25 protein-coding genes are annotated in these 20,508 nt (G+C 63.4%); 14 read left to right on the forward strand and 11 right to left on the reverse strand.

What is annotated here, in order from left to right:
- Positions 1-69: 69 nt before the first annotated feature.
- Genes ispG through OKA05_RS05035 form a run of 3 tightly spaced genes read left to right on the forward strand, consistent with a single transcriptional unit; the run spans position 70 to position 2,598 of the window.
- On the forward strand, positions 70-1,857 hold the full coding sequence (gene ispG / locus OKA05_RS05025; protein WP_264486013.1) for a (E)-4-hydroxy-3-methylbut-2-enyl-diphosphate synthase: 1,788 nt from the start codon (positions 70-72) through the stop codon (positions 1,855-1,857).
- 10 nt (positions 1,858-1,867) lie between these two features.
- Positions 1,868-2,143 (forward strand): ATP-dependent Clp protease adapter ClpS, encoded by a 276-nt coding sequence (clpS, locus tag OKA05_RS05030; protein WP_264486014.1) that lies wholly within the window; start codon positions 1,868-1,870, stop codon positions 2,141-2,143.
- Positions 2,140-2,598, forward strand: a complete 459-nt coding sequence (locus tag OKA05_RS05035) for a DUF2017 family protein (protein ID WP_264486015.1) — start codon at positions 2,140-2,142, stop codon at positions 2,596-2,598. Before clpS ends, OKA05_RS05035 begins: the two co-directional genes overlap by 4 nt.
- 55 nt (positions 2,599-2,653) lie before the next feature.
- Here OKA05_RS05035 and OKA05_RS05040 read toward each other — a convergent pair whose 3' ends face one another.
- The 3 genes from OKA05_RS05040 to OKA05_RS05050 form a co-directional block, all read right to left on the reverse strand.
- On the reverse strand, positions 2,654-3,550 hold the full coding sequence (locus tag OKA05_RS05040; RefSeq protein ID WP_264486016.1) for a glycosyltransferase family 9 protein: 897 nt from the start codon (positions 3,548-3,550) through the stop codon (positions 2,654-2,656).
- A 78-nt stretch (positions 3,551-3,628) separates the two neighbouring features.
- Positions 3,629-4,714 (reverse strand): hypothetical protein, encoded by a 1,086-nt coding sequence (locus tag OKA05_RS05045; RefSeq protein ID WP_264486017.1) that lies wholly within the window; start codon positions 4,712-4,714, stop codon positions 3,629-3,631.
- Positions 4,715-4,969: 255 nt separating this feature from the next.
- The gene (locus tag OKA05_RS05050; RefSeq protein ID WP_264486018.1) at positions 4,970-5,563 is read right to left on the reverse strand and encodes a DOMON domain-containing protein; all 594 of its coding nucleotides are present in this window, start codon (positions 5,561-5,563) and stop codon (positions 4,970-4,972) included.
- A gap of 235 nt (positions 5,564-5,798) precedes the next feature.
- Between OKA05_RS05050 and OKA05_RS05055 the strand changes: the two genes are divergently transcribed.
- From OKA05_RS05055 to OKA05_RS05075, 5 genes are all read left to right on the forward strand, one after another.
- Positions 5,799-6,494, forward strand: coding sequence for a DUF1287 domain-containing protein (locus OKA05_RS05055; RefSeq protein WP_264486019.1), 696 nt, complete (start codon positions 5,799-5,801; stop codon positions 6,492-6,494).
- A 21-nt stretch (positions 6,495-6,515) separates the two neighbouring features.
- A complete protein-coding gene (locus tag OKA05_RS05060; protein ID WP_264486020.1) occupies positions 6,516-7,337 on the forward strand; it encodes a sialate O-acetylesterase in 822 nt (273 codons plus the stop codon).
- Positions 7,338-7,401: 64 nt separating this feature from the next.
- The gene (locus tag OKA05_RS05065; protein WP_264486021.1) at positions 7,402-8,628 is read left to right on the forward strand and encodes a hypothetical protein; all 1,227 of its coding nucleotides are present in this window, start codon (positions 7,402-7,404) and stop codon (positions 8,626-8,628) included.
- A gap of 212 nt (positions 8,629-8,840) precedes the next feature.
- Positions 8,841-11,759, forward strand: coding sequence for an alanine--tRNA ligase (alaS, locus tag OKA05_RS05070; protein ID WP_264486022.1), 2,919 nt, complete (start codon positions 8,841-8,843; stop codon positions 11,757-11,759).
- 165 nt (positions 11,760-11,924) lie between these two features.
- Positions 11,925-12,575 carry a hypothetical protein gene (locus OKA05_RS05075; RefSeq protein WP_264486023.1) on the forward strand — a complete coding sequence of 217 codons (651 nt, stop codon included), beginning with the start codon at positions 11,925-11,927 and terminating at the stop codon, positions 12,573-12,575.
- A 228-nt stretch (positions 12,576-12,803) separates the two neighbouring features.
- On the opposite strand, the gene pyrE is transcribed toward OKA05_RS05075, so the two are convergent.
- Positions 12,804-13,370, reverse strand: a complete 567-nt coding sequence (pyrE, locus tag OKA05_RS05080; RefSeq protein WP_264486024.1) for an orotate phosphoribosyltransferase — start codon at positions 13,368-13,370, stop codon at positions 12,804-12,806.
- A gap of 99 nt (positions 13,371-13,469) precedes the next feature.
- Here pyrE and OKA05_RS05085 point away from each other — a divergent pair, with 99 nt between their 5' ends.
- From OKA05_RS05085 to OKA05_RS05095, 3 genes are read left to right on the forward strand one after another with little or no spacing between them, the layout of a single operon-like run.
- Positions 13,470-13,850 carry a hypothetical protein gene (locus tag OKA05_RS05085; protein ID WP_264486025.1) on the forward strand — a complete coding sequence of 127 codons (381 nt, stop codon included), beginning with the start codon at positions 13,470-13,472 and terminating at the stop codon, positions 13,848-13,850.
- Positions 13,847-14,293, forward strand: a complete 447-nt coding sequence (locus OKA05_RS05090) for a hypothetical protein (protein WP_264486026.1) — start codon at positions 13,847-13,849, stop codon at positions 14,291-14,293. Before OKA05_RS05085 ends, OKA05_RS05090 begins: the two co-directional genes overlap by 4 nt.
- The gene (locus tag OKA05_RS05095) at positions 14,290-14,595 is read left to right on the forward strand and encodes a hypothetical protein (RefSeq protein WP_264486027.1); all 306 of its coding nucleotides are present in this window, start codon (positions 14,290-14,292) and stop codon (positions 14,593-14,595) included. Before OKA05_RS05090 ends, OKA05_RS05095 begins: the two co-directional genes overlap by 4 nt.
- A 168-nt stretch (positions 14,596-14,763) precedes the next feature.
- Here OKA05_RS05095 and rpmA read toward each other — a convergent pair whose 3' ends face one another.
- Complete coding sequence (gene rpmA / locus OKA05_RS05100) at positions 14,764-15,021, reverse strand: 50S ribosomal protein L27 (protein ID WP_264486028.1); 258 nt, start codon at positions 15,019-15,021, stop codon at positions 14,764-14,766.
- A 25-nt stretch (positions 15,022-15,046) separates the two neighbouring features.
- The gene (gene rplU, locus OKA05_RS05105) at positions 15,047-15,358 is read right to left on the reverse strand and encodes a 50S ribosomal protein L21 (RefSeq protein ID WP_264486029.1); all 312 of its coding nucleotides are present in this window, start codon (positions 15,356-15,358) and stop codon (positions 15,047-15,049) included.
- A gap of 123 nt (positions 15,359-15,481) precedes the next feature.
- On the opposite strand from rplU, the gene tsaE reads away from it, so the two are divergent.
- Positions 15,482-15,889 carry a tRNA (adenosine(37)-N6)-threonylcarbamoyltransferase complex ATPase subunit type 1 TsaE gene (gene tsaE, locus OKA05_RS05110; protein ID WP_264486030.1) on the forward strand — a complete coding sequence of 136 codons (408 nt, stop codon included), beginning with the start codon at positions 15,482-15,484 and terminating at the stop codon, positions 15,887-15,889.
- Here the strand turns inward: tsaE and OKA05_RS05115 are convergent, their stop codons facing one another.
- Genes OKA05_RS05115 through OKA05_RS05125 form a run of 3 tightly spaced genes read right to left on the reverse strand, consistent with a single transcriptional unit; the run spans position 15,890 to position 17,488 of the window.
- On the reverse strand, positions 15,890-16,186 hold the full coding sequence (locus tag OKA05_RS05115) for a hypothetical protein (protein ID WP_264486031.1): 297 nt from the start codon (positions 16,184-16,186) through the stop codon (positions 15,890-15,892).
- A 48-nt stretch (positions 16,187-16,234) separates the two neighbouring features.
- Positions 16,235-16,912, reverse strand: a complete 678-nt coding sequence (locus OKA05_RS05120; protein WP_264486032.1) for an SDR family NAD(P)-dependent oxidoreductase — start codon at positions 16,910-16,912, stop codon at positions 16,235-16,237.
- 15 nt (positions 16,913-16,927) lie between these two features.
- Positions 16,928-17,488 carry a tetratricopeptide repeat protein gene (locus OKA05_RS05125; RefSeq protein WP_264486033.1) on the reverse strand — a complete coding sequence of 187 codons (561 nt, stop codon included), beginning with the start codon at positions 17,486-17,488 and terminating at the stop codon, positions 16,928-16,930.
- Between the two features lie 143 nt (positions 17,489-17,631).
- Here OKA05_RS05125 and ribD point away from each other — a divergent pair, with 143 nt between their 5' ends.
- On the forward strand, positions 17,632-18,669 hold the full coding sequence (gene ribD, locus OKA05_RS05130) for a bifunctional diaminohydroxyphosphoribosylaminopyrimidine deaminase/5-amino-6-(5-phosphoribosylamino)uracil reductase RibD (protein ID WP_264486034.1): 1,038 nt from the start codon (positions 17,632-17,634) through the stop codon (positions 18,667-18,669).
- A 121-nt stretch (positions 18,670-18,790) separates the two neighbouring features.
- Here the strand turns inward: ribD and OKA05_RS05135 are convergent, their stop codons facing one another.
- The gene (locus OKA05_RS05135) at positions 18,791-19,057 is read right to left on the reverse strand and encodes a hypothetical protein (protein ID WP_264486035.1); all 267 of its coding nucleotides are present in this window, start codon (positions 19,055-19,057) and stop codon (positions 18,791-18,793) included.
- A 150-nt stretch (positions 19,058-19,207) separates the two neighbouring features.
- Here OKA05_RS05135 and OKA05_RS05140 point away from each other — a divergent pair, with 150 nt between their 5' ends.
- Positions 19,208-19,552 carry a hypothetical protein gene (locus OKA05_RS05140; protein WP_264486036.1) on the forward strand — a complete coding sequence of 115 codons (345 nt, stop codon included), beginning with the start codon at positions 19,208-19,210 and terminating at the stop codon, positions 19,550-19,552.
- Between the two features lie 80 nt (positions 19,553-19,632).
- Here the strand turns inward: OKA05_RS05140 and OKA05_RS05145 are convergent, their stop codons facing one another.
- Positions 19,633-20,478, reverse strand: coding sequence for a PEP-CTERM sorting domain-containing protein (locus tag OKA05_RS05145; RefSeq protein WP_264486037.1), 846 nt, complete (start codon positions 20,476-20,478; stop codon positions 19,633-19,635).
- Positions 20,479-20,508: the final 30 nt, after the last annotated feature.

Raw genomic sequence — 20,508 nt, forward strand, 5'->3', positions numbered from 1 at the left:
TCAAGCCGACTGGCACCCGACTCGCCGCCGCCGTTGCGGAGCACGCATTGATCGTGTATCTCCCGCGCGATGAGCGACCACGCGCTGCTGCGATACTGCCCCGACCTGCTGGCCTACAACCGGCGGAAGACCCGAGAAGTCCTGGTCGGCAAGGTCGGCATCGGCGGAGGCAACCCGATCCGCGTGCAGTCGATGATCACCTCCGACACCCGCGATACCCCCGCCTGCGTGGCCGAGGTGCTCCAACTCGCCGGGGCCGGTTGCGAGATCGTCCGCATCACCGCCCAGACGAAGATCTACGCCGCGAACCTGGAAAACATCGCCCGCGAGGTCCGCGCCGCCGGCTGCGAGGTCCCGCTGGTGGCGGACATCCATTTCAAGCCCGACGCCGCACTCGAAGCCGCCAAGTGGGTCGAGAAGGTCCGCGTGAATCCCGGCAACTACGCCGACAAGAAGAAGTTCGAAATCCGCGAGTACAGCGACGAGCAGTATGCCGAGGAGCTGGAGCGAATCCGCGAGGAATTCGCGCCGCTGGTGGACCTCTGCAAGTCGCTCGGCCGCGCCATGCGGATCGGCACCAACCACGGCTCGCTCTCCGACCGCATCATGAACCGCTACGGCGACTCGCCGCTCGGCATGGTGGAAAGCGCGCTGGAATTCGCCCGCATCGCGCGGGAAATGGACTACCACAACTTCGTCTTCTCGATGAAGGCGTCGAACCCGAAGGTGATGATCGAGGCCTACCGCCTGCTCGTCGCCCGTCTCGATCAGGAAGGGGCGGATTGGAACTACCCGATTCACCTCGGCGTGACCGAGGCCGGCGATGGCGAGGACGGCCGCATCAAGAGCGCCATCGGCATCGGCTCGCTGCTCGCCGATGGCATCGGTGATACGATTCGCGTGTCGCTTACGGAAGATGCCGTGTTTGAGGTGCCCGTCGCGAAGGCTTTGGCAGCGCCGTTCCAGGAAATGGCGGACCAGCCCCCTGCCCCGGCGCTCGTTCCTTCCTACGATCCCTTCTCCTATGTGCGTCGTAAGACCGACGCGCTGGAAATCATGGGCCACAAGCTCGGGGGCGAGAACACCGTGCGCGTTTTCACGTCACAGGAAAAGTGGAACGCGGTGGCTCACAAGATCGCCAAGATGGGCGACTTCAAGCCGGAGATCATTCTCGAGAAGAGCGATGTCGTTGCGATCGACCCGCGCGATGAAAAGGCCCTCGCGGAGCTCAGTCATTCGCCCACCGCTAAGCTTGTGACCGTGAAGGACGGTCTCGACCTCGGCATCATCCCGGCCTTCCGCATGCTCGCCTTCCGCATCGATGCTCGCCACCCGATCCTTCTCAAGGACACGCTGACTCCTGCAACGGAAAGCGGTGACTTTGTCGAAACCCTGCTCGTCGCCGCGCGCCGTCTCGGCTCGTTGCTCTGCGACGGCATCGGTGACGCGGTCATCGTCCAAGGTGAACCCTCACCCGGCCAATCACTACGACTCTCGTACAATATCCTGCAGGCCGCCGGCACCCGCATCTTCAAGACCGACTATGTCGCCTGCCCGAGCTGCGGACGGACGCTCTTCAACCTGCAAAGCACCACCCAGAAGATCCGCGCCTCCACCGGTCACCTCAAGGGCGTGCGCATCGCGGTGATGGGCTGCATCGTCAATGGCCCGGGCGAGATGGCCGATGCCGACTTCGGCTACGTCGGCGGCGCGCCGGGCAAGATCAACCTCTACGTGGGCAAGCAGCCGGTGAAGTTCAACATCCCCGAGAACGAAGCCGTCGAGCGCCTGATCGACCTGATCCGCGAGCACGGGAAATGGATCGACGCGCCAACCGGCGAACCCGTCGAGGTCTGATCTGACCGCCATGTCCGACACGCTGACCCAGCTCAAGGAAGACGTATCCCTCGACGTGCCATGGAACGTGGTGGTCCACGACGATCCCGTGAACCTGATGGGCTACGTCACTTGGGTGCTGATGAAGATCTTCGGCTACCCCGAGAGCCGGGCCGCCGCGATGATGCTGGAAGTCCACAAGCGCGGCCGTTCGGTGGTGTGGAGCGGCGAGCGCGAAAAGGCGGAGTTTTACGCCCAGCAGTTGCAAGCGCACCAATTGAAGACATCCTTGGAAAAGGCGGAATGAAAGTCGGACCCACGCTCCAAGGCGGCCTGCGCATCGATGTCGAGAACCCGCTCGACTGGATGGTGCTGCGCTGCATTCCCTACGACGCCCGCGGCGGCGGCATCGACCTCGCCGACCGGGTGTCCGCGCCGATGGCGAAGGATGTGGGCATCGATGACTGGCGCGAGTTCGTGGTGCCGGATCTTCAGGACAGCTTCAACTCGCAGCTCGAGATCATCGAGAAGACACTGGCCGGCAGCGGTGATGATGACGAACCCGGCCAAGTCTTCATCCAGAAGGAAGAGGCCGAGCTGTGGTATGGCGGGCTGAACCAGGCACGCCTCGCCTTGGAAGAACGCTACGGCTTCTCGGAAGAGGATCCCGCCACCATGACCCCCGGCAAGCGCTCCGCGTGGTTCCGATCGCAGTTTTACCTGCACGTCCAGAGCGTTCTGTTAGATCACGTGATGCGATAGCATTAAGGAGCGTCGACATTCTGTCGACGCAGTGTGGACAGAATGTCCACACTCCTTATGGCAGCGCTCGCAACACCTCCTCCACCTCCAGCTCGGTCTGGCAGCGCAAGTCCATCCGGCACTTCGGTGCGTGGCAGGGCGAGCACTCGACCTTGCGCCTCACGATGACGTGCTGCTTGCCAAGCGGCCGCATCCACTCCGGCTCGCCCGGTCCGAAAAGTACGATACACGTCGTACCAACATGCGCCGCCAGATGAGGCAGGCTGCCATCGGCCGCCACGCAAAGCGAACAGGATGCGAGATCCTCCAGCGCCGGCCACGCAAGCGTTACCACCTCGGCCTCAGGGAACGCCTTCGCAAGGACAGAACCTTTCGTCCCGCCGGCGATCCGGAGCTGCCGCCCTTTCTCTAACAGCACCTTCGCCACCGCCTCCCACCGATCCAGCGGCCATTCGAAATGCGCTCCGAAATCCGAGTCCGGCACCAGCAGCACGCGCTCGACCGCGCGCGGAACATCGACCGGCAGTGGGGCAAAATTCTCCGCGACCATCGGCTCCGCGCCGAGCTTGGCAGCGAGGTCGAGATAGAAGCGCACGCGATGCTGAACTGGTCCCGGAGCCTCCACGAGCGAGACCGGCTCGCTAAGCCGCTTGGCGAGATCCTTCGCCTGCGGACCGATCCGCCGCGGGATGCCAGCCTTCGCACAGGCATCCGCAGCCACACCGGCTTCCCACAACAAGGCGGTCTTGCGATCCTTCAGGCGACCCGCAATTTCGCGCGCCGAGGCCCTGTCGCCATAGGCCGTCACGGCGTCGAAACCGGTCGCCTTCCAGAAGCCGCTCTGTCGCTCCGGACACAGCACCTCAACCGCCACGCCCATTCGCCGGATCGACCGCAACGCAGGTACCGACAGACAGGCCTCACGCCACTCCACCGGCGCCGCGACAAGCACGGAGTCACCAGATGAGAGAAGCGGAGCGTCAGGCACGCGGAGAGTTAGAAGGGATTCTGCCGGGCGGGCAAGCCGGGGTCATTCGTTGGTTGAATCCAACAGCTTTGAAAGATCATCTGCAGCCTGCGGGTCCAGCAAGAGAAGGGTTTTCAACTGCGCCGGATGAAGCCTCTTCACTATCTCCAGCAGATCGCCTTCCGTTCCGCTGAATTGCTGCTCGGAATGAAAGGGAAAGATCCATCCTGCCTCTTCGTAACTTGGTCTCCATAGAATATCGTCGATACTCTTGCGCTTGACAGCGCCTATGCCCACTAAAGGTCGGCGGTCCAGCCAAGAGCGATAAGCATACGAGTCCTCCTCTTGGGATGACTCAGGGCCGCTTCGCTCTTGGATTACTTCCTCGTGATGGGTGATGGCGAGTTGGTCATCGGCCAGATCACAGAGAGCCCATGGTGCAAGCGCTTCGTCCTCCAGCCATTCGCTGGCCTCAAGCAATCCGGCGTACGGCGGCAATTCTGCGATGGGGTAATAGCCCGGAGCTTGTCGTCCCTCGACCACTTCCTTTTGGCGTTCGAGAAAGTTGGCTTCGGCAGGGCCGAACCACGTCCTGTATCGCTCGGTGGATTGCACCCGCTGTTGCTTGTCCAGATTCAGTGCGTCCGCCAGCAGGCCCAGATACCAATGGCTCTGCTGCTTGCTGATCCGTAGGGCTTCCTTGTTGGCAGCCTCGGACACCGCAGCGTCCATCCCTGCGTCATCGCGAGAACTCCCGACGATATCCCAGAGCTTGTTCATCGCGCTCCTGTCCAGCCCCGCCTTCTGGAAATCCTCCACGATCCACCGCACCTCCCGTGCGGTCATGCCCTTCCGGCAGCGGGCAATATAGGCTTCCATCACGTCCACGGTCCCCGCGTCGTCCTCCCGCGCCGGGCGATCGCTGACCTTCCCGGGCTTCATCGGCCCGGCCTTGGTGTCCTTGGACGCGGGCATGGAAGAAACCCGTGCCGCCAGCCACACGCCGATCAATGACAGGATCAGTGCCAGCGCCAGCCAGACGACGCCGGAGATGCTCGCCCGTGGGCGGCGCTCTTCCTCCGGCTCGCGGAACAGCTCCAGCAGCTCGTCCAGATCGGGCTCGGGCTTGTCCTCCTCGGCATCGGGCACGCCGGACGCATTACGCCTTCCGCCGCTTCACCGCAAGCAACGGCCAGAAACGAAGAACCCGCTGACTCCGTTTTGGGGGGAAACGAGGGCAGCGGGTCGTCCTGGGGGACAGCGGGGGGTCTACGTTTACCGTCCGGGGGGAGACGGTGGGTGTGCAAGTTGGCCGGTGGGGGGAACGGCGTCGCTTACGGGGGTCATCATGTCCGATTTTCCCCCTTCCGACATTACGCGATAGCGTGTCGGGGAACGAATTCGTCACGCATCGACGAATTTCACCGTCGAAAACCGCTCGGGCCGGTGGAAATCCGCCTCCCCTTCCCCGAGATTCACGGCGCTCAGGAAACGCTGCTCCGGCGAACCGAGGATGAAGGTGACATTGAGCTTCGTGGTCTCGCCGAAATTCAGGCGCGCCTCCAGCACCTCGCGCGAGATCGCCATGGCCGCGACCCAGCCGCCGTCGGGCGCGAGCTCGGCGAAGGTGGCCACGTCGGGGAAGGCGATGTCCGTCTCCTCCGCCCGCTGCCGGGGCGCGGTGAATTCGCAGCTCCACCACGCGGCATTGGGGGAAAGATTGAACTCAAAGTACCGGCCGCTGGTCGGATCCGTTAGAAAAAGTTCTGCGACGTCGTACTTCCACAGCTCGGGCACGAATCGTGCAGGACGCGCCGCCGGATGGAGCTTCGCGGGTTTCGGGTGGCTCGCCACGAACCACAAACTGCGGGGATCTACGGCAACGCAAAACGCGGCTTGCGGTGCGACCTCAGCCCCATACCAATCCTTCGAAATGCCAAATAGAGGCACATCAAGTTCTCCCCATACCAGCGGTTGCGCACAGCGTATGACTGTCATGCCGTTACGCCTACGGGCCACCTATCCCGCGGTCCAGTGCGGGATTTCCCGAAAAAATTTACTGCGATCCGGGGAAATAGGTGGCATTCCCATACCGCTTTTGGTTTACTTTTGTTAAAAGATTATGGCTCGTCGCCGACCCAACAATCAATTTGGAACCATTGAGTATATCGGTCCCCGTCCGCAGGCTAAGAAGCCGCAGCGGAAGCCGGCCAATTTTCTCGGTGGTTGGGTGGTGCTCCTGATTGCCGGCTTTGCCGCCTGGCACTTTGGCAAGCCCTTGGTTCCCCTGCTCCGCGCCCAGCAATCGGTCGCCTCGCTCGAGGCGGCGGATATTCTGATCGGCGAGCTGGCACCGTCTCTGGAGTTCGGCGAGCGCCTCGCCTCCGCGGGCCTCCAGCGGACGAAGATGCCGAGCGCCTACGACGCGGACTACTATGCGATTTCCTACCCCGGCGGCGACCTTCCCCTGACCCCGGAAGGCAAGTGGCGGGGCAAGGCGGAGGACCTGATCATCCGAAGCTACCGCAACCTCGGCATCGACCTGCAGGAGCTGGTCCACGAGGACATGGCCAAGAACTTCTCCGTCTATCCGCAACTCTGGAAGCGCCGCGAGCCCGATCGGAACATCGATCACCGGATGGTCCAGAACCTCCAGCGCTACTTCAAGCATCAGGGCGCGGAGCTGAAAGTCACCCGCGAAACCGGCGACTACAAGCCGGGCGACGTGGTGGTCTGGATGCTCGCCAGCGGCGATCTCCACTGCGGCCTCGTGGTCCCCGGCCCCGGCGAGCGCCGTGGCGAGGCATGGGTGGTGCATGATCTCGGCAGCGGCCCGAAATGGGAAAACGTGCTGACGGACTATCAGATCTACGGTCACTACCGCTTCACCGGTGCGAAGCACGACGCCGTCGAAAGCGCCGAGAACTGAGAATTTTCCGGCCGCGATCGCATGAGCGGCCCGTCGCGATTCTTCCGCCGCTGGGGATTTCCGCGGCTTTCGGGACCTTGGGAGCTGCCGGCGGATCCGGCGGCTTTTCCCGTGTTCCTGCTGATGGGCCAGTCGAATATGGCGGGCTTCGGCGGGATGCATCCTTCCGATTCATGGCAGCCCGGCGATTTCTCCCCGGTGCCAGGGGTGCTGGCGCTCGGCGGGCAGTGCACCATCAAGTCGCGCCGCCCGTGCGGCTGGACCCGCTGGCGGCCAGCGGCCCATCCGCTGCACCTGAACCAGGAAAGCGCCGGATTCGGACTCGGGCTGCCGTTTGCGATACGGCTTGTGGAGAAGCAGCCCGCCCTCACGGTCGGGCTTATCCCCTGCGCCTGGGGCGGTGCTGGAATCGATCAGTTCGGACCGGGCGCGCCGCTCTACGACAACGCCGTCACCCGCGGCAGGAAGGCAGCCCTCCGCGGCACACTGGCCGGAGTGCTGTGGCATCAGGGGGAGACAGATGCCTTGGACGACGTTCTCGCCGGTGCCCATGCCGGAAAGCTGGCCGCCTTGATTGCCCGCCTGCGATCCGACCTCGCGTCGCGTGAGCTGCCGTTCGTGATCGGCGATCTGGGAACTTTCGGCGATGAGAAGCGCGATCCGGCAGCGGTCGCCAGCCGCAACCTGGTTCGCTCCGGCCTGCGACGTGTGGCCGCGGAGACCTCCCATGCCGCCTTTGTCAAAAGCGACGGCCTGGCAGGCGTCGATGCCGTGCATTTCAGCCGCGCCGCTGTCATCGAGTTCGGCCGGCGTTACGCGGACGCCTTCCTTGGCCTGCGGTGACTCGTCACCCCTGCCATCCATTTCCGCCTCGACCTGCCGGCTCGATCCCGCGAAATGCTAGGTCGTGGATTACCGGCAAACCGCAGGTCTCGGCGTGGCGTTGCTGCTTCTCGCGGTCGGGCTTGCCTTTCTGCCGGAAAATACGGACCCGGCGCCGGGGTCTCCACCCGCGAGTGCCGGGGCAAAGGTCCGCCAGCGCGGCGCGGTTTCCGGCACGGTGGCCCAGCGCGTGGAGCGCCTCCGCCTGCTGTGGCGCTCGGCTGCCGGCGGGAAGGCCGACCCGCAGCAGCTCGAACTCGCCCAAGAACTCATCCAGTCGTTGCCCGCCTCGGCCCTGAAGGAACTCCTCGTCGAGTTCGCGCCCGACCCGGACGGCATCCCGGACCTGCTCGCCACCATGGCGCGCCGGATCGGCGATCTGGAAGCGGAGCGCGGCTTGAAGTGGCTGGTGGCCGAGGCCGCGACCACCGAGGGCGTCTTCGAGTCGCTCTTCCAACCCGCGCTCGATGGATGGTCCGATAGCGACCCGGTCGGGCTGCTCGGCGCGTTCTTCGATGACAACAAGTCGCTCGAATACCGCATCCGCCTGCGCGAGAACTCGACGTGGGGCGACGACGGCATCGCCCCGGACATCGTCGTAAAGGCCGCCGAACGCGACCCCGATGAGGTGTGGCGGCTTTTGGCGAAATGGCAGCGCTCCTCCCTTGGCGATGACTTTTTCAAGGGCCTGGATCCCTCGCTCGCCCAGCATTTTGCGGGGCGCATTAAGGATCTGTTCGAGGATTCAGAGCGGCCCGGCTTCCAGCATCTTGGCGGGACTTGGGAGTCGTGGGAGGGAGAACAGCAAGTCCGGCGGTCGGCCGCCACCGCATGGTTTTCCCTGGATCAGGACAAGGCTCTCGCGTGGTTCGCGCCCTCGGATCCTCCCGATAGCGTGGAACAAGGCATCGCCGCCGGTGCCCTCAGCTCGCGCTTCTACCTGACGCAACCGGAACGAGCCATGAACTGGCTGGAGGCGAAGCCTCCCCGGTTTCGCGCTGCCGTAGCCGCCGAGCTTTCCTACGACCTGGTGGCCAGTGCTGACCTGCCCGAGTCGCGCCTGAACGACCTCACCCTGCTCACCGGCTGGATGGAGGAAGGCCAGAGCCGGCGCCGCTGGCTGCTCGGCCTGTTCGGCGCCTTGGTGGAGCGGCAGCAGGCGCATCGATTGCCCGAGGTGACTGCCGCGCTGGCGGCCCAGCTCGATTTGACCGCCGAGGAACAGGCGATCCTGGCAGCCCACCGGCAATGAATGTGATCTGATATTTCTGCCGCTTGGCCTCGAATCGATCCGCTTCGTCACTGGGGGCACCTTGCTTCATCCGAAACTGGCGTCCATTCGCGTCCATTCGCGGTGCGGATTTCCAAATCCGTTAGCGCAGCGGGCCTTCACTCCAAGGCTTTACTCGCCGCGGGCTTTCGCACACCGTCCCCGCCCTTTCCGCGTCAACGACTTTCCGACCCATGACCGCAGCTGAGATCCGCCAGTCCTTCCTCGATTTCTTCAAGGAGAAGCAGCACACCATCGTGCCATCCGCCTCGCTGCTGCCACAGTCGCCCGGCCTGCTGTTCACGAATGCCGGGATGAACCCCTTCGTCCCCTACTTCCTCGGCGTCGAGAAAGCTCCCTACGATCCGCCACGCGCCGCGGACACGCAGAAATGCATCCGCGCCGGCGGCAAGCACAACGACCTGGAGGATGTCGGCTACGACACCTACCACCACACCTTCTTTGAGATGCTGGGGAACTGGTCCTTCGGCAACTACTTCAAGAAGGAAGCGATCCAGTGGGCGTGGGAACTCGTCGTCGAGCGCTGGGGCCTGCCCGCGCATCGCTTGCACGCATCCGTCTACGCGCCGCAGCCAGGCGACCCCGGCGAGTTCGACCAGGAAGCTTGGGACATCTGGGCGGAGCTTTATCGTTCCAAGGGCTGCGATCCGAACGCCCAGATCGTGAATGGCAACGTGAAGGACAACTTCTGGATGATGGGCGAGACCGGTCCCTGCGGTCCTTGCTCGGAACTCCACGTCAACCTAACGCCCGCGGGTGACCCGATGGAGGGCCGCTTACTCGTCAACAACGACTCCGACCTCTGCATCGAGATCTGGAACCTTGTCTTCATCCAATACAACGCCGAGGTCGATGGGAGCTTCCGCGAACTGCCCGCCAAGCACATCGACACCGGCATGGGCTTCGAGCGCGCCTGCTCGATCATTCAGGGAACGAAGGGCTTCACCGACTTCTCTAACAAGCCGTCGAACTACGCGACCGATGTCTTCATGCCGATTTTCCGCAAACTGGAAGAGCTCAGCGGAAAGACTTACTCGAACATCTACCCCGCGCTCGGTGCCGACCGCTCCGCCTTCACGGAAGAGATGAAGGACGCGATCGCCTTCCGCGTGATCGCCGACCACTTGCGCACGCTGAGCTTCTCGATCGCCGATGGCATCATGCCCGGCAACAACGGGCGCAACTATGTGCTGCGCCGGATCCTGCGCCGTGCTGTTAGATACGGTCGTCAACTCGGCTTCTCCGGCGACAAGCCATTCTTCGGCGCGCTGGTGGAAACGCTCGTCGGCGAGATGGGAAGTGTCTTCCCCGAACTCAAGAACCGCCAGGACACCGTCCGCGCGACGCTGGAGCAGGAAGAGGCGAGCTTTAACCAGACGCTGGATCGAGGATTGAAGCGACTGGCTGCCATGCTCGAGGAGCACAATGGCAATTGGCATGCAGCGCATTCGCTGGGACATGTTTTTGCATCGGACTTCAAAGCGAATGAACTGCCGGGCGAGTACGTTTTCGAACTGTATGATACCTACGGCTTCCCCAAAGATCTAACCGATCTGGTCCTTGCTGAGCGCGGATGGTTCTCCAAGCAAGAAGGGTTCGAGCGAGAAATGAAGCTCCAGCAAGAACGCGCGCGTTCCGCCCAGAAGAGCACTCTCGTCCGCGCGCTCGACATTTCCACCGACGTGGTGACCGAGTTCGTTGGCTTCGACAACGACTCCGTTGAAGCCACTGTTTTGGAAGTTCACGAACAGGAAGACGCATGGTTGGTCATCACGGACAGGACTCCTTTCTACGCCGAGATGGGCGGCCAAGTCGGAGATTCCGGCTCTATGGATTTCTACGGAGAGAGCCCATTCATCCAAGGAATCGTCAATATTGGCAAAGCACGTGGCTTCCTTCTTCAGAAAAGCACTTACACCTTCATGCAAGAGTGCGACGAGTTTCCCAAAGGCATGCACAGCCTTGTGGGACAAACCGTCGGCCTCAAGCTCGACACCACCCGCCGCCGGCCGATCGAGGCGCACCACACCGCGACGCACCTCCTTCACTGGGCGCTTCATGAGGTGGTCTCGAAGGACGCCGCCCAGCAGGGTTCGTCCGTGGATGAGAACCGCCTGCGCTTTGACTTCAACAGCGGTGCCGTCACGCCCGAGCAGATCGCGGAGATGGAGGAAAAGGTGAACGCCTGCATCATCGAGAACGACGCGGTTTCCTGGAAGGAAGTCGCGCACGCCTCGATCAAGGGCCGCCCGGACATCATGCAGTTCTTCGGCGACAAGTACGGCGAGTTCGTGCGCGTGGTGCAGATCGGCGGTGGCCGTGGGGACCTCACCGGCTACTCGATGGAACTCTGCGGCGGCACGCACGTCCGCAACACCGGCGAGATCGGCCTCTTCAAGATCAAGAGCGAGGGCGCGATTGCTTCCGGCGTCCGCCGTATCGAGGCCGTCTGCGGCGAGGCTGCTTGGGCCTACCTGAACGAAGCGGTCGAGAAGTGGGACGCCGATCTCAAGGCTGCCCGCGAGAAGCTCAAGGCCGCGAATGACAAACTCGCCACGCTCGGCGAGGCACCGGTGCCCGTGAATGATTTCCCGCACATCATGGGCGCGATGCTCGTCGAGCGTGCCGACATTTCGGAACTCAATGCGACCTTCGCTCACGGCCAGCGCACCCTGGAAGAAACCAAGGAGGCCGCGATCGAGGCCGAGAAGCGCTTCAAGAAGCTGCAAGCCGGTGCCGCTGCCAAGCAGGCCGATGCCGCGCTCGCGGAACTCATCGCCGCGGGGGGGCCCATTGTGGCCACCTTCGAGGCCGATGCGTCACTGCTGCAGGAGCTGCTCAATGGCATGAAGAAGCAGGGTTTCACCGGTGCGGGCTTCGTCATCGTGGATGACGGTGAGAAGCTTCACCTCGGTGCCTACTGTGGCGATGCGGCACAGGCGAGCGGCCTCAAGGCCGGTGACTTACTGCGCGATCTGGCTGCCATCGCCGGCGGCAAGGGCGGCGGCAAGCCCGACCAGGCCCGCGGTGCCGCTCCCGAACGCGAAAAGCTCGCCGAACTGGAAGCCGCAGCGAAGGCGACGCTGGCCTAACAGACCAGGGTGGACACTCATGTCCACCTGATGAACGGGAACGGCGGACAGGAATTTCCGCCTTTCTTATCCCCACACGTTACGAACGCCGCTTCGGCAGCACCAAACATTCACGGACCCTTGCCAGCCTCAACCCCGTCCAGATAGACTGGAAGGAAAGAGAAGATGAAGATGCGCCTGATCCACCAAGACAGTTCGCCGTTGCGGATCTGGGTAGTGATTTTCGTGATCATGTCGACGATCACGGGCCTCCTCTTTCTGATCGCCGGCGTGGGATTGGCGGTCCTTGGCATTGTGCCAGAATTTCCTTCTCTCGCTTTGGTCCTAGCGGCTGGCCTTTTGGGTGGTGCCTGTATCTCCACGGCCTGCGCTCCAATCGAGATTAGCGAGCGTCAGCGGCGCAGGGAAGCTGCATTCACCATCCCGGGCGAGCACCCGCGGCTGGGAGCTTACAAGTATTGGCCTCATCATCCCCATTGGTTGGCCACGGTGCCCCTGACACCCGGGGCCGAGCCAAGAGTCACGCTTTCTGGGAGCGGGCTCGCGCCGAGCGACGATGATGTGGCGCTCTGGCTGGACCACATTGCGCAGCGGATGGATGAGCTGCTGACAGCGGCCGGGATGAAGCTGGAGTCCGAGGGACCAGCCGAGGGGACCGGCGCGAAGATCAAGCTTTCGCCCAGACGGGTGGAGTTTTGCCACCGGGGAGAGATCGAGATTCTATTCGATGCTGAGCCTGAATCTGATTCGGGTGCATTACCTTTCGCGAGGTTTTCCAGGAATCTGGAGCTGCTGGATGCGGATTGGTCAATGTGAGGAGAGAGTGGTGCTGCTGCAGGAGCTGCTCAATGGCCTGAAAAAGCAGGGCTTCGCCGGTCCCGTAGCGGGACGACTTCGTCGTTCCGGCGGGGCGGGGTTGGAATGATGACGCCACCCGCTTTGCAGCTTCGGGGCCGCCCCTAACGGAACGGCGCAGCCGCTCCGCTACGAAACAACGGCGGTGGACGTTCCGTCCACGTCGTGTCGACAGAATGTCGACACTCCTCAACCCAGCAGCGTGCTGCGAGAATAGAGCGAGATGACCGGCACGCCGCGCTCCTCGATCGCCTGGCGGCCGCCTTCCTCGCGGTCCACCAGCACGAGGGCGAAGGCGACCTTGCCACCTTCGCGTTCGATCACGTCGATTGCCTTGATGGTGGAGCCGCCGGTGGTGATCACATCGTCGACCACGATCACGGTCTGGCCATCGGCGAAATTGCCCTCGATCTGCTTGCCGCGGCCATGGCCCTTCGGCTCCTTGCGGACGGTGAAGACCTGCAAGGCCTCCTGCGGATGTTCGATCGCGCTGGCCATGCCGACGGAGAGGGAAATCGGATCGGCACCGAGGGTCATCCCTCCGATGGAGTCGATCTTCAGGTTTTCTTCACTAATCTTTTTGCGAACTGCCGCCCAGCCGAGCTTGCCGATGAGATTCGCGCCGAAGGGATCGAGCGCGGTGACGCGGCAATCGATGTAGAGGTCGCTCTGCTTGCCGGACGCGAGGGTGAAGGTGCCGGTGCGGACGGACTTTTTCAGGAGCAGGGCTTTGAGGTCGGCGGCGGGGTCGGACATGGGGAAAGGCAGAGACAGAAGACTTGAAGACGCAAGACTTGAAAGCGCGGCCGGACGGGAGCGTGGACGAAACCCTCCGGGCAGCTTATTTCATGCGACATGGAAGGAGAGGAATCCCCGGAACTGGTCGCCGCTTGGAAGAAGGAGAGGCGCGCCCTCCAGTGGACCTTCGGCGGACTGGCGGTCCTGTCGCTGGTGTGGTCCGGCCACATGTTCTTCGGCCACATCATCACCAAGCGGCTCACCGAGCTGCTGTCGATCGGCGCCTCGCTCGAAGCCAACCGCTACTTCCTCCGCATGGAGCCGTGGCTCCACGCTTCACGAACCACCGTCAACGCGATGTCGATCGTGTTCCTGAGCAGCCTGATGTGGTGGCTGTGGGCGATCCGGCACCGCCGGGCGGTTCACGCCGTGGGTTCTGCGCCGCCCGCGGTAGAGACGCGAGATTCAGGACTTGAACGCGTGGGGAAGGGGAAATGACCATTCCGACCGTGGATCACCCGCGTGCTCACCCCGAGACCAGCCTCCCGCCACTCGGGGAGGGCGGGCAGGTCCCGGCCGAAATGACCGCAGAAGAGCATCAGCGATGGAAGTGGGAAACCCGTCTCAGACAATTGGTGATGGACGAGACGAGGGCGTGGAAGCGACTCACGTGGGGAGCAGGGATCTACTTCGGCCTGCTGCTGCTCATGCCGCTGGGGGTCTTGCTCGCGGGCGGTTGGTTTTTCGACCATGCGAGACCAGATCGCTCGGGCGGTGCCAGGTTCTTCGGCATAGTGTTGCAAGGCATCGGCGGCGCTTCGTCCTTGCTGCTCGCTATTCCAGTGCTGCTCCGCTTCGTCCGCTGGGTCGCAGCGATGTGGCGGCGGCGGCGATTCAGTTCGACGCCGGGAGCCGATCCCGGTCAGCTTCTACAGCGATGACGCCCGACGCACGTAGCCCCAAGGAGAAGCGCTGGTTCAATATCATGCTCGGCTTCTCTGCCGTGGCCGCCATGGACTTCATTGCGATGACCGGGATGAACTTTTGGGCGACCGACAATTTCAAGTCCCTCGACCGGAGCAGCCCTGCAGCGGTTGAATCCGCCCATGGGGTTCTGCGGCAGGTCCAAACCGGGATCTTGGTCGGGCAGGGCATCCTGCTGATTTGCTGCGTCGGCTTCTTCTTCGCGGGGGCAAGCTGGCTGATCGCGATGAGAAAGCGGAAGGCGGGGGGATTGGGGTGATCGAGGCGGGACGGTGTTCTGGAAGAAAAGCGGCTCTTTTGGTGGCGGCGCAGGGGATGAGCGCCCGGCGATTCATCGGGCGGAATGAATTCCGCGCTCCCGGTGGACACGAAAAAGCCGCCGACCCTTGCGGGCAGGCGGCTTTTGGAAAACTTCGTTTCGCTTCGCTTAGTTCGCGGATGCGTTGGCACCGACGTTCACGCGGCGGCCATCCTTGTCGAAGAACACGCGGCCTTCGATGACGGCGAAGATCGTGTGATCGCGACCGATCTGGACACCGGCACCGGGATGCCACTTGGTGCCGCGCTGGCGGATGATGATGTTGCCGGCGATGACAGCTTGGCCGCCGAACTTCTTGACGCCGAGACGCTTGGAGCGCGAGTCGCGACCGTTCTTGACGGATCCTTGACCTTTCTTGTGAGCCATGACGAAAGAGTGATTAGAGGATTACTTAGCCCGCGATGGAGACGATCTCCAGCTGGGTGAGGTGGCGGCGGAAGCCCTTGGTCTTGTGGAAGCCCTTGCGGCGCTTGAACTTGAAGGCAACGCCCTTTGGTCCGCGATGTTGCTGGACCACCTTGGCGGTGACGCTAGCGCCATCGACGAGAGGAGCACCCAACTTGATGCTGCCGCCTTCGCCGACCATGAGGACGTCGAAGGTCAGGGTCGCATCGACTTCGGCGTCGAGCTTCTCGACGTCGATTTTGTCGCCCTGTTGGACGCGGTATTGTTTACCGCCGGTTTTGATGACTGCGTAGGCCATGACAGAAAAGGGATGGTTTCCACCCGGGAGCCGGGCGGGCGGGGAGATCACCACGGGTCCGCGAATCGGGCAAGGGAATTTTTTGAAATCGACGCGAGGAAGTAGATCGGGATTCTGCGGGGCATGGAGCGGGTGGTGCGGGACGAGGCAGAAATGGAGGCGCTGGGCGCGGAGATCGCGGCCGGACTGGAGCCCGGCAGCGTGCTGGCGCTGGTCGGCGGTCTGGGGGCGGGAAAGACCCGTTTCGTGAAAGGTCTGGCGAAAGGCGCGGGCTATCCAGGCGAGGTGACCAGCCCGACTTACGCGCTGGTGCACGAATACCGCGGTGGGCGGCTGCCGCTCTTCCACTTCGACCTCTACCGGCTGAAGGACGCCGGCGAACTGCTAGCGATCGGCTGGGACGAGTTCTTCGACGAACCCGGAATCGTGATCGCCGAATGGGCGGATCTCTTCCCGGAGCTGCTTCCACCGGAGACGCGCTGGCTGCGCTTCGAGGTGATTCCCGAAGGCGGACGGCGCGTCAGCGGCTGATCACTGCATCGAGCGGTTGATCGCGGAAAGAGCCCGGCTGACGGTGCCCTGGGTGCGCTGCACGGTGGCCGGCGCATTATTATAAGTGCGCTGCGCGGCGTTGGCAGTGCGGTTCACCGTGTAGGTGCTGCGATTCACCGCCTCATAGCTGCGGGAAGCAGTCGGCCCGACCTGATTGTAAGTGCGGTTCGCCGTCCGAATGGTACGGCCTGCGGTGGCGCTTGCACTGTTGTAGGCGTTGTTACCACACGACGCGAGCAGGGCGACGGCGGCGGCAGCGGCTAGACGGGTTTTCATGGGCGCGTAGGTTAGAGGTCCCGATCCATCGGTCAATCCAGCATTTTTTTAACCAATCCGGCTGTCGAGCTGGAAAGTCTGGCCGGAGGTGTGGGGCAGGTGGCGGTGGAGATGGATGAGGAACATGGCGACCGCGTCCGGGGTATTGAACCGGCCCAGCGCGTGATCGCGCCGGACTTGCTCGCGGCGCACCTCGGAAAGGCCCGCGGTCATGGGAGTCTCGAGGAAACCGGGAAGGATGGTATTCACGCGAATGCCGGCCGGGCCGAGTTCGCGGGCGAGGCTTTTCGAGAGACCGAGGAGGCCGGACTTAGCCGCAGCGTAGGCAGCTTGCCCGGCAGGCGGGTGGAGGGCGGAAAAACTGGAGATGAAAACGATGTGCCCGCAGCGGGCGCGCAGCATCGAGCGAGAGGCGGCGGCGGCACAGTGGGCGGCACCGCGGAGATTGACGGCGAGGACCTCGTCCCATGCCGCCTCCTCGAGGCGGGCGAGGGGAGCATCGCGGGTGATGCCGGCATTGCAGACCAGCAGCTCCGGCTCATGGCGGCGGAAGAAATCGCGAACCGCATCCGGCTGGGTGACGTCGAGCTCGCGACGCCCGGGTGCCAGCACGGCATGGCCCGCCTCCTCAAAGGCAGCGTGCAGGGTCCGGCCAAGTCCGCCTTCACCGCCAGTGATCACGACAAGTCCGCCCACGCCGTGCAGCGTGGGCGGACTTCCCATCATGAGCAAGAGTCGCCGTTACTTGGCGGCCGGGTCCTTGACCTCCGAGGCCTTGGCTTCAGGGGCCGCGCCGCCGGCAGGCTTGATGATGATGGCGTGCTCTTCAAACTTCGCCACCCCACCGGCTTGCTTCACCAGCATGTCCAGGATGCCGCTGGCAGGCACGCCCTTCACCTGGACGGTGACGATGGTCGCCCCGAGTTTGTTGGTAGGATCCTGGACGATGAAATTCGGCGCGAACTTCTTCTCGGACTTCTCCTCCACCATCACCCCTAACGCCGCCAGCGCTTCGGAAAGCTCCGCCTTGTTGAAGTCGACCTGATCGATCGTGTATTGCGAGAGCTTCCTCGCCCGTCCCCGTGCCATGATCGCGTCGCGTTGGCCATTGAGCTGGGTAAGTTGATAGCGGGCATCCGCATAGGTGGGGCGCAGTTTCAGGGCTCCACGAAAGGCGGCTTCGGCAGCCTGGATGTCGCCTTCTTTGACGGCGGTCATGCCGGCTTGGTACATGTCCGCCGCCTTGTCGGCATGGGCGGGAATGGCGGTGAGCGCGATGAGCGCGAGGATGAGTTTTTTCATAGCGCAGGTTGCAGGTTGCGGGTTGGGAACAGGTGGCAATTGAACGATTACCACTCGTCCGGAAATTGGCGGGAAGTTGCGCCATCATCAACAGGGATTCCAAGGGCTTGCGCAGATTTCCGGAAAATGGCCTCTCCATGTGCATGCAAGGTGAAGACGCGCGGTGGATGCGGCGGGCGATCGAGGAGGGAAAGAATGGCATCGGCCGCACTTCGCCGAATCCGCCGGTCGGCGCGGTGGTGGTCAAAAACGGCGTGGAACTCGGCGCGGGCTGGCATCGCGGCGCAGGCCTGCCACATGCCGAGCGCGAGGCGATGGCGGCGGTCCGGGCCACCCTTGGCGCGGCGGCACTCGAAGGCTCCACCGTCTATGTGACCCTGGAGCCATGCTCGACCCACGGGCGCACGCCGCCGTGCACCGATGGCTTGATCGAGGCCGGCGTGGCGCGCGTGGTGTATGCGGCGGAAGATCCGAATCCCGCGCACGCAGGTCGCGCCGACTCGCTTCTGGAGCAGCGCGGCATCGCGGTGAGCCGCGGCGTGCTGGCGGCCGAAGCTTTCCAACTGATCCGTGCCTTCGCCAAGGTCCAGCGACATGGCCTGCCGTGGGTGATCCTCAAAACCGCGATGAGCCTGGACGGTCGCGTCACCCGCCCACCCGGCGAGGGCATGTGGCTCACGCGTGAAGAAGCGCGCGCGGAAGTCCAGCGACTGCGTGCCGAGGTCGATGCCGTGGTGACCTCGGGCGAAACCGTTCGCAAGGACCGCCCGCGTCTGGACTTGCGCGATCCGGATTTGTTGGAAGGAAGGCTGCAACCTTGGCGACTGGTATTGACCGCGGATCCCGCGAGCCTGCCGATGGATGCGCCGCTCTTCACCGACGCGCATCGGGATCGCACCTTGATTGACGATCGCACGCATCCCGAAGAGGCGTTGCGGAGACTGGCGCAGGAGCACGGTGTTTCCGCAGCGCTGGTCGAGTGCGGCGGCCGGCTCGCGGCAAGTCTGTTAGAGGCTGGCCTGGTCGATGAGTGGGTGGCCTTTCTCGCGCCGATCGTCGGCGGTGGTCCCTTGCCATCGGTGGCAGGCAACGGCTTTGCAGAGGGACTCGTTTTGAAAGACCCGGTGTTCCGGAGATTCGGACCGGATGTGATGCTGCGCGCCACGGTGGCGCGCGCGTGATTTCACGGAAGCCTCATCAAGCATTCATGCAAGCGACGATCATTCGCGATGCATGGATGGTGTGCGTCACGAAAAAGCCCGGTCACGGCGCGAGCCATGGCCGGGCCATCGTGTCGCTGGATCAGCGGCAGCCACCGCGGCTGTGACCATAATAGGCAGGCCGGCTCACCGGGCGATGGTGGTGGTGACGCACCGGCACCACGCGGGTGCGGAGCACCGGATGACCACAGCGATCGTAGTAAGCGACGTAGGTCTCGATGTACGCCGGACCACCACACGAGCGGTGGTAGCTGACGTAGCTGCGCGAGTGGTGCCCGCGGGCTTCAGCTGCCGGAGCAGCAAACAAGGAAACAAGGGCGACGGCCAAGAGGATGATCGGCTTTTTCATGATGATGATGAATTTCGATTCAGCCACTTCGACGCGACGCCTCGACAACTATTCAATGACGATTTGGCAAATTCTCCAGCGGGTCGAAATTGACCTCGGAATTCCCATCGCGCCCAAGGCGCGCTTCATGAATCCTCCACTCGAACGACTATGAATGCATTTGACCAATCACCGGACCCATCCGCCGACGCCGATTCCAAGGCGCCGCGCTACACGAGTTTTTCCGAGGCGTTTGATACTGCCCGCGACGATGCCAGTTCCATGGCGCGGGAGGCGGCCCCCAAGCTGAAGGAGGCGCTCTCCGGAGCGGCTCATGACCTTGCTTACGGGGCCGCCTTCGGCGCATGCTTCGCGGCCTGCTTCGCGAAGGAACTGCTGCCCTCGGGCCTGCGCGAAACGCTGCGCCGCGGTGCCCGTGCGGGACGCAATGCCGGCGAAAAAGCCGCCGAACCGGCCCCGGCCGCCTACGACGTTCCGCCGCCACTGGCGACCTGACCGGCTCAAGGAATCAAAGAACCGGCGGCATCGGGATCTCCCGATGCCGCCGTTGTGCTGTCACCTTATGGAGAAAGCGATCAGGCGGCACGACGCCGGCGGAATGCCGCGAACGCACCGAGGCCGACCAAGCCGAGCACCGAAGGCTCGGGGATGGCGGCGATTTGAAGATTGGTGATCGAGGCGAACTCCGTGCCAAGGCTCAGCACGGTCGCGGGTGCCACGGCAGATCCGGTGAAGCGGACACCTGCCGGACCGGAAGCCACGGTGTTCCCGGTCTGGAACTGGACCACGGCCCGGCCCGATTCCGGAGGCGAGCCGATGATGTCCAACAGCTCGAGGCCGATGACGTTCACCACCTTGGCGTCGTGGTCGTAGCCTGCCACCGGGTCGATCGCATTGCCGGCACCATCGAGAAACTCGATCCCGAACTTCGGGAAGATTCCCAGGGTCGAGTTCAGCAGGCCATTGCTGCCGTTGACATCGAAGGTGAGTTGATAGGTCGTGTTCGGGGCCAGCAACAACTGGCTGCCGGTCTTGTTGAAGGTCGCGGTGGCGGACCAGTCCAGGTCTAGGCTGAGGCCAGTGCCGAGGGCACCGAGGATGCTGGACTCGTTGTTGCTGATGTTGAACTGGAGCTTGCCGTCGTTCAGAGCCACTTGGGCTCCGGTCTCAGCAACCCCGACGAGAATCTTCAAACTCACGCCACCTTCAGCCTCGGCTTCCAAGTAGCTGTTGAGTGGACCGGAATTGGAGCCACCAAACCGGAGGCCGATAAGCGCGTCGAGCGGATCCACGGTCACCTCGCTTCCGTCAGGGCTGAAGAGATCGGAGTAGTTGGTGGCGCTGTTCACGAGCACTTGGCCGCCGGCAATTCCGGGGGAGCCTGCCAAGGCGAGAACAAGCAGGGGGAGGCAGCAGTTCATGCACCGGTGAGCATGAGGCCTTTCGCCATC

Origin of the sequence: Luteolibacter arcticus (genome assembly GCF_025950235.1) — a bacterium.
GTDB classification, from domain to species: domain Bacteria; phylum Verrucomicrobiota; class Verrucomicrobiia; order Verrucomicrobiales; family Akkermansiaceae; genus Haloferula; species Haloferula arctica.